This is a genomic window from Luteolibacter algae (assembly GCF_042683045.1).
Taxonomy (GTDB): domain Bacteria; phylum Verrucomicrobiota; class Verrucomicrobiia; order Verrucomicrobiales; family Akkermansiaceae; genus Luteolibacter; species Luteolibacter algae.
The window spans coordinates 61,337-69,381 of sequence record NZ_JBHUIT010000026.1; the positions used below are offsets into that span (position 1 = coordinate 61,337).

Below are 8,045 nucleotides of genomic sequence, written 5' to 3' on the forward strand. Positions count from 1 at the left end.
AACTTTATACCTATTATGGCTCTCGATCCTGTAACTCAAGTCTCCGGCACTGGCGTATTCATCCCGGGCGCGGACATTGATACCGACCGCATCATCCCGGCGCGTTTCATGAAATGCGTGACTTTTGACGGTCTCGGAGAATTCGCATTCTACGACGTGCGCTTCAATTCCGAAACCGGTGCGAAAACCAACCACCCGCTCAACGACGAACGCTTCAAAGACGCTTCCATCCTGATCGCCGGTGTAAACTTTGGCTGCGGCTCCTCACGCGAGCACGCTCCGCAATCGCTCAAAAAATACGGTTTCAATGCCGTCATCGCCGAATCGTTTGCAGAAATTTTCTATGGAAACTCCACCACCCTGGCCATGCCATGTGTGATGGCATCCGCAGCTGATATCGCATCCCTCCGGGCAGCCGTGGAAAGCAAGCCGGAAACCAAGATCACCATCGATGTGGTGAACCTCAAAGTCAGCACCTGCGATGGCCTTGAGTTCTCCGTGAAAATGCCGGAATCCTCCCGTGAGGCATTGGTGTCCGGCCGCTGGGATCCGATCCAGGAGCTCCTCGACAACGGCCCCGCCATTGAAGAACGGGCCAAAGCACTGCACTACGTTTAGTCAACGTATTGCCTAAAAGAAATTGATCCACCGCCGTGATACCCACGGTGCACCGTCCTATCAAATGAGCCTGCCAGACACACCACCGTCCGGCATCGCGCTGTTTGATATGGACGGAACTTTGTTGGCTTGGGACTGCCAGCTGCTTTTTCGACACCATGTGCTCCGTGCGGAGCCGCTCAGGTTGTTCTCCGTCCCGCTTTTCCTCGCATTCCTACCCTTTGCTCCATTGCTGGGAACGGAAAATATGAAGCGGGTCTTCCACTGCTTCTTATGGAAAATGCCGCCGGATCGTCTCCAGGAGCTTTCCCGCGAATTTGCGCTGAAGCTCTTTCCAAGCATCTATCCGGAGCTTGTCGGGGCATTGGAAGAGCATCGCTCCGCGGGTCATCTCACCATTCTCAGCTCAGCCAGCCCGGAGTGCTATGCGGCGGAAGTCGGCAGGTTGCTCGGCTTCGATATTTCTCTGGGGACCGTCCTGGAAAATGACTTCCTGTTTGCCGATCTCACCAACCACAAAGGCGTCAACAAGGTCACCCGGCTCCATCAATTGCTGCCGGAATCCTATTTTACGGAGGGCAAGCTCGTGAACTCACACGGCTACACTGATAGCACCGCGGATCTGCCCATGCTGGCGATTTGCGATCGCGCGACAGTGGTAAACCCAAAGCCACCGCTGCTAGCTCTCGCGGAAAAAAATGGCTGGACCATTCTGCAGCCGGAAAGACCTTGGAAATCCACCAGGGAAAAAGCTCTGCGCATCCTGGCACTTCTCCTCGCACTGGGGAAAAACCCTGCCAAATTGTAAACCATGCCCGGACGATCGTTTTACCTGAGATTTCTCGCCATCGTTTCCACCGGATTGATGGTCGCCGGTCTCTTTCCGCCATACAACTTCGCAACATTAGCCTGGATCTGCATGATCCCGCTACTGATCTCCGTCTGGAGCCTAAGCGGAAAACATCGGGCGAAAAAAGGCTTTCTGATCGGCTGGCTGGCAGGAGCCATCAGCTACGGCATCCAGGTTTCCTGGCTGGGAACTGTTTCCTGGCTCGGCCCCGTCGTGCTGGCAGGATACCTCGCCATCTACTGGGGAATTTTTGCCGCCATCGCTGCGACTCTCGGGAACCCCTGGCACCGGAAGGAAGGTGTCGATGAAACACCTTTGCGGGCACTTTTTCTGGCGTTTGTCCACGCATCCGTCTGGGCAGGGCTGGAATGGTTCCGTGGATGGCTGTTCACCGGTTTTGGTTGGAACGGTCTCGGCGTTGCGTTTCACGACACCTTGGTCATCTCCCAGGCTGCGGATATTCTGGGCATCGCCGGCCTGTCGCTAATGCTGGTCTTTTTCCAGGCAGTACTGGTGCAGGTCGCCCACCGGCTGATGAAAACCGGGATTGATGGGATCCGCCGCCCTCGATGGGACTTTGCGGCAACCGCTCTCTGTGTAGGCCTCCTAATCACCTATGGCATCCTCCGCATCGCCATGGAAGGCGGGAAGGAATCGATTACGGTGAAAAGCCTTTTGGTGCAATTGAATATCCCACACGAAGGCTCCACGGTTCTTTGGTCGGCGGAGCAAGTCCACATGGGCTATGAGGATGAAACCATTGATGCGTTGAAGAAAATCTCCGCAGAAGATGAGAAAAAACTTCAGCAGGCGATCGAGCAAAACAGCGAGGGCGGGATTGAGCTGAGCAGTCCGGATTGGGTCATTTGGCCGGAGACAGCGCTTACCGGAAGAATTATCCGCACAGACGATGGAGAATGGGGCAGCTGGCGCGAAAACAACGATACGATCTCCCGGGTCCGTGCCGGCGGCGAAAATTTCGAGCTGATTTATGGGGCGGTAGAGATCGAAGGCGAGGCCCGTCCGGAAGGCCTTTTCCAGAAAGAGAATCCCCGTTTTTACAATTCCATCGTCTTTCAGTCTCCGGACGATTCGCTGCAAACTTTTCGGAAGCATCACCTGGTTATTTTCGGAGAGACCATCCCTTTGGTAGACACAATTCCCTGGCTGAAAGAAATTTATGAGCAGCAGGCTGGTGCCGAATACAACGGCTCGTTCACGGCAGGTCCTTCACTCGATCCGCTCAGCGTCGAAGTGAAAGGCCGGGAAATTCAGATCATTCCATCGGTGTGCTTCGAGGACACGGTGCCTCGCCTCACCCGGAAGTTTGTCCGCAATGCGCCACAAATCATCGTAAACCTCACCAATGATGGCTGGTTCAAGCAATCTCCGGCCGCGGCCCAGCACTTCGCCAATGCAAAATTCCGCGCAATCGAGCTTCGCCGGCCGATGCTGCGCTGTGCGAATACCGGAGTGACGGCGGCGATCGATACAATTGGTTCCAGCGTGAATCCGGCGACGGGAAAACAGCAAATCATCGCAGACGGAACCGGCAGCTCGTTTCTCCGCGGAAGCCTTTTGGTGGAATCCAGGATCCCTGTCCGTCCGAGCTTTTCACTCTATGCCTTGATCGGAGACTGGGGAATTATCGGACTTTCCCTGGCAGGATTGATTCTCGCCATCACGTTCAGAAATTATGGCGCCTTGCCTGCGGCTGAGCCGGGTAGGTTCCGGTCTCGCATCAAACCTCAATAGCCAGCTAGCTCAGCCGGATTTCTTCTGATTTTCCAAAAATCCTTTGAGCACGATCGCATGATTATGTTCGGCGTCCCGCGCACTATAAATCAACGTCACGGTATCCTGAGAGATGTATTCGTTGAGCGTTGCCATCGCAGATCGGTTCTTCTCCAGTTCCTCCAAGTAGCGTTCCTGAAATTCTTTCCAACGAGCGGCCTCGTGCCCGAACCACTTGCGTAGCTTCTCGCTGGGAGCGATTTCTTTCAGCCAGACATCTATTTTCAAGTCCTCTTTGGAAACACCACGCGGCCATAATCGATCGACCAGAATGCGCAGACCATCTTCTGCGGAAGCCAATTCATAAGCGCGTTTGAGATAGATTTCCATAGCTGACCGGGAAGATGAACAACGACGAAAACCAGGATCGACCGTCTGTTGAAAAATGCGATGGAGGCAACAAAATGCAAACGAGTTTTACAAAGTAAACGCCGGAATCTCGGGCATTTTCTGGTCTTTTATACTTGTGACAATTATTTTTTCTGGTTGTCTAGCCCTGTTTTTTGAGCCCGATAGATTCATCAGTGCGCCCATTGGCACGATTGAAGCTTTAAAAAGCAATAAATCCCAACAAACCTTTCAACCGAGCTTATCCCTCAATTTTTCTATTTTATGTCAGATTCCAGAGTGCCACAAACCGCCGTTTTCCAGTCTGAAATACTTGCCAATGCCTCGGATTCTTTCACAAGCCGCCGCAAAGTTATCGGCACTCTTGGTATGGCGACTTCGGCTCTCTGCGCGTCATCCCTATCCGCCAGTGCTGGTTGGTTCGGAAAAAAGAAGGATGAGCTTCCGATTGTGAAGGTAAATTCCGCCAGCAGGAGCATCTCCTCGCCGAGCCAGAATATCGGTGGCTTTCCTCAGGAATGGGTTCGCCTTCAAGGCAGAAACCTCAATGAATACGCTGCATATCTTAACTCGCTGAAAATGAAGAATATTAGCGCCCAGGATGTCATCTCGGCACACGCCAAGCAGCGGGGCACCGTTTGGAACTCTCTACCGCCTAGGGAATGGTGGACACGGATGGGCTACACGCTCCGGGTGGTGGATCACATTTCTACGGTGATGAACGTGCCGGTAAAAGAGATCGTCTCCGCCTATCGTTCACCTCAATACAACGCCCGTTGTGCTGGTGCAAAAGCCCGCTCCTGGCACCAGGCCAATGTCGCGGTGGATGTCCAGTTTGAGACGAGTGCCTATAATGTCACCAAAGCGGCACGAAGCCTGCGTGACCGCGGGTTGTTCAAAGGTGGAGTCGGGAGTTACAGCACCTTCACCCACGTCGATACCCGGGGGCAGAATGTGAACTGGTAATAGCCGGTCTCCACCGCGGGAAACACGTTTCTTTTCTCCCGCATGCTGCTACCATCCGTGGCATGACCTTTGCCACGAAAATTACTGTTTGCCGGATACTTCTGGTTCCAGTTTTTTCCGTCCTTGCCATCCGTTACGGAATGAGCACCCACAGTGGCGCTCCGGAAGCTATTTATCGCTGGTGGGCATTGGCAGTCTTTATCACTGCGGCAGTCAGCGACGGGGTCGACGGATGGATCGCACGAAAGTTCGATCAACGCTCAGATCTTGGAGCTTACCTGGATCCTCTTGCAGATAAGGCCCTCGTCACCAGCGCGATTCTAGTGCTTACCTTCTACGACTGGGGAGCGTCAGGATGGCGGCTCCCGATTTGGTTTACCATCATTGTGCTACTTCGGGATGCGATCATCCTCGCGGGGATCCGTTACCTCACAGCCAGAAAACTCACCGTGAAAATCATCCCGCATTGGACTGGGAAAATTTGCACAGTCAGCCTCTTTGTCGTGCTTGGCTGGATGATGCTCGGTCCCATCCCCCTTTCTCCAATCTATCCCTGCACCTTCGCCGGGCTTTTCATTGTTTTGTCGATGTGGAGTTACATCCGCCAAGGCTGGAATATTCTCCATCCTCCCGCATCCTCCGGAGGTCGCTAGGACAGAACGCTTGCCTATTGCTGCAAATCCGGAATTTCATCAACTTAACCGCATGTGGATCGCCAATACCAAGCCTCAGCTGAGAAATTATCTCTCTTCTGGTTCAGAAAAAATCATTCTCGTGCCCACCATGGGTGCGCTTCACCCGGGCCACGCCAGCCTCATCGCGCTCGCCCGTGAGCACGCCGGAAAAGATGGCATCGTGATCGTCTCAATTTTCGTCAACCCGATCCAGTTTGACCGCTCCAGCGATTTGGAGAAATACCCACGCCCCCTCGCCGAGGATCTTGAAATCTGTGAAAAATATGGAGCCGATGGGGTATTTGCTCCGGAAGCAAATGAAGTCTACTTTCCGGATCGCTCAATCACAGTCACCGAAAAATCCCTATCCGAAAATCTCTGCGGTGCCACCCGTCCCGGTCATTTCGATGGAGTTTGCACGGTGGTTCTAAAACTTTTCAACCTTACCAAATGCACCGCCGCAGTTTTCGGCGAGAAGGATTTCCAGCAACTTGCAATCATCCGGCGCATGGTCCGGGACCTTGATCTCGACGTGGAAATCATCCCCCACCCTACCATCCGCGAGCCTGATGGGCTTGCCATGTCCTCACGCAATACTCGTCTCACCCCTGAGCACCGCGCGGATGCCGTCCGTATCTTCAAAGCCCTTTCTGCCGCCAGGCAGTTTACCTCAGCCTTCGACATCTTCGCCGCAGCGAAATCGCATATCGAAGCTTCGGATCATGCAAAAATCGACTACCTCTCACTTGTCGATGCCAACACTCTCACTCCTGCCCCGGATTTATCTGCTCCCACAATTCTCGCCTGCGCGGTATTTTATGGAGACGTCCGCCTGATTGATCATATTTCCATCCCGGCACATCCTCAAAACTCATGAAAAAACCACTGATCTATACCACCATTCTCGGATTTTCCACTCTTACCCTCTTCGCTCAAGAAGAAGCTGCGAGACCACTCCTCGACGATTCCCTTTCGCAATGGGAGGTTTTCATCGGCGTTCCCCATGAATCGGTCGAAGTTCCGGGAGGTGAAAAATCGACCAGCAAAGACGGCATGAATGGCGTGCCATTGGGACTTGGGAACGATCCACTAAAGGTTTTCACTACGATCAAAGAAGGCGACGAAACCGTCTTGCACGTCTCCGGTCAGATCTATGGAGCACTCAGCTCAAAAGAAGAGTTTGAAAACTATCACCTCTCCTTGCAGATGAAATGGGGCGAGAAAAAATGGGAACCCCGCCTCAACCAGCGTCGCGATTCCGGACTTCTTTTCCACGCGACCGGAAAGCACGCCAGCTTTTGGAACGTCTGGATGAGCTCTCTCGAATGCCAGATCCAGGAACACGATTGCGGGGATTTCATTCCTCTTGCCGGCACCAAAGCCACCATCCGCGCGGTTCCCAATCCAGCCGGAAAAGGGCCTCACGTCTACGATCCCACTGCAGTCCCCCGGGAAACCAGCGGCTATACAGCAGCGTCCACCGATGCGGACAAGCCAAATGGCGAGTGGAACACCATTGAGCTCTACGTTCTTGGCGACGACGCGGTTTTCGTCGTCAATGGCATACCGAACATGGCTCTCACCAACGCAAAGATGAAGGATCAGCCGCTCACAAAGGGCAAACTCCAGATCCAATCGGAAGCAGCCGAGGTCTTTTATAAAAATATCACCATCAAACCACTCACCGAATTCCCCGAAAAACTCGCTGCACTCGTTGCTGAGTAGTCCTCCTTCCAATGTCGCTAAGCGGAATTCGTCCTATTTTAATCGGATGGAAGCAGCAGGGAGAAAAAAATCATTTTAAAGGCATTTTTCCCTTGCAAGAACACCCCGATAAATACCATCTTCCGCCCACGTCGCACCTCGCGGCGCAAATCAAATTCCGGTGTAGCTCAGCGGCAGAGCGGGTGACTGTTAATCACTAGGTCGTAGGTTCGATCCCTACCGCCGGAGCCATTTGATAGATCGACACACCACAGGTCAGAGTGTGTCAGACCGAGTTCAAACCCTTTATTCTGTAGGGTTTCCATCTCTTCCAAGGTTCGCTCTTCTATGTTACGCTGTGTCGCGGAATTTCCCTCTATTCCCAATCCGTGTGAAAGTATGAGTGATAGTTGCCCTGGGGATTGGAGAGCAGGAAGGGCGCGAATCTGGGCAGCAATCGGAAGCAGCGCCGTATCAGTGTAAACCTTCGTGGTAAGCTTTTCGTCAGAGTGCCTCATGGCCTGCATCGCAATACGTGTAGGGACGCGTGATTGGCTAGACGGGTGTTGAATGTCACTCGCATTGCATGAAGGTCGAAAACGCGCCCGTTGAGGTCTTTGTATGGGATTCCTACAAGGCTCAGGTCTTTCTTGAAGAGGTGCAGCTTGTTGAACATCGAGACGACTGCGGCACCATTAAATAGATAGCAGCTTACGAGCTTCGTCAGATCTTGCGTTTCAGTTTAACCAGGTAAGATTGAATATCTTCTTTGAGGAAGAACGAACGATTGCCTTGCTTCATCGGCTCTAGAACAATTCCTTCCCTGATCTCGTTGATACAGCGTTTCTCGGGAACTGAGCCACCAACTATTATTATTGAAAAGGGCTGCCGCCCTTAAACCCGCCAAGTCCGTTGATAGCTAAATGCTCGATAAACACCGACGCTTGCGAGCAAGGCAACCAGCAAGAATGGTTCAAAATGTTTCATTTATTTGGCTAACGTCAAAGATTTGGCACGTGGCCTGACCCCATTTTCTGGACAGTTCTAAACTAGAGCTAACGTGGCTGGTGTTTGTCTAAGGAGAGGGGCGG

General features: G+C 52.9%; 8 protein-coding genes and 1 tRNA gene. 8 read left to right on the forward strand and 1 reads right to left on the reverse strand.

Annotation, left to right across the window (positions count from 1 at the left end):
• Nucleotides 1-15: 15 nt before the first annotated feature.
• Genes leuD through lnt form a run of 3 tightly spaced genes read left to right on the forward strand, consistent with a single transcriptional unit; the run spans nt 16 to nt 3,223 of the window.
• Nucleotides 16-618, forward strand: a complete 603-nt coding sequence (leuD, locus tag ACFSSA_RS11640) for a 3-isopropylmalate dehydratase small subunit (protein WP_386820624.1) — start codon at nt 16-18, stop codon at nt 616-618.
• A 22-nt stretch (nt 619-640) separates the two neighbouring features.
• Nucleotides 641-1,426, forward strand: coding sequence for an HAD family hydrolase (locus tag ACFSSA_RS11645; RefSeq protein WP_386820625.1), 786 nt, complete (start codon nt 641-643; stop codon nt 1,424-1,426).
• Between the two features lie 3 nt (nt 1,427-1,429).
• Nucleotides 1,430-3,223 (forward strand): apolipoprotein N-acyltransferase, encoded by a 1,794-nt coding sequence (gene lnt / locus ACFSSA_RS11650; protein ID WP_386820626.1) that lies wholly within the window; start codon nt 1,430-1,432, stop codon nt 3,221-3,223.
• Nucleotides 3,224-3,232: 9 nt separating this feature from the next.
• Here the strand turns inward: lnt and ACFSSA_RS11655 are convergent, their stop codons facing one another.
• Entirely contained in the window at nt 3,233-3,592 is a 360-nt protein-coding gene (locus ACFSSA_RS11655) for a DUF488 domain-containing protein (RefSeq protein WP_386820627.1), read from the reverse strand.
• Nucleotides 3,593-3,874: 282 nt separating this feature from the next.
• Here ACFSSA_RS11655 and ACFSSA_RS11660 point away from each other — a divergent pair, with 282 nt between their 5' ends.
• The 5 genes from ACFSSA_RS11660 (at nt 3,875) to ACFSSA_RS11680 (ending at nt 7,206) form a co-directional block, all read left to right on the forward strand.
• The gene (locus ACFSSA_RS11660; protein WP_386820628.1) at nt 3,875-4,576 is read left to right on the forward strand and encodes a D-Ala-D-Ala carboxypeptidase family metallohydrolase; all 702 of its coding nucleotides are present in this window, start codon (nt 3,875-3,877) and stop codon (nt 4,574-4,576) included.
• Between the two features lie 62 nt (nt 4,577-4,638).
• Nucleotides 4,639-5,229 (forward strand): CDP-alcohol phosphatidyltransferase family protein, encoded by a 591-nt coding sequence (locus tag ACFSSA_RS11665; protein WP_386820629.1) that lies wholly within the window; start codon nt 4,639-4,641, stop codon nt 5,227-5,229.
• Nucleotides 5,230-5,281: 52 nt separating this feature from the next.
• A complete protein-coding gene (gene panC / locus ACFSSA_RS11670; RefSeq protein ID WP_386820630.1) occupies nt 5,282-6,127 on the forward strand; it encodes a pantoate--beta-alanine ligase in 846 nt (281 codons plus the stop codon).
• A complete protein-coding gene (locus ACFSSA_RS11675; protein ID WP_386820631.1) occupies nt 6,124-6,975 on the forward strand; it encodes a 3-keto-disaccharide hydrolase in 852 nt (283 codons plus the stop codon). The genes panC and ACFSSA_RS11675 overlap by 4 nt, the downstream gene beginning before the upstream one ends.
• Before the next feature lie 156 nt (nt 6,976-7,131).
• Nucleotides 7,132-7,206 (forward strand) — tRNA-Asn (locus ACFSSA_RS11680).
• The last annotated feature ends 839 nt before the right edge of the window (nt 7,207-8,045 follow it).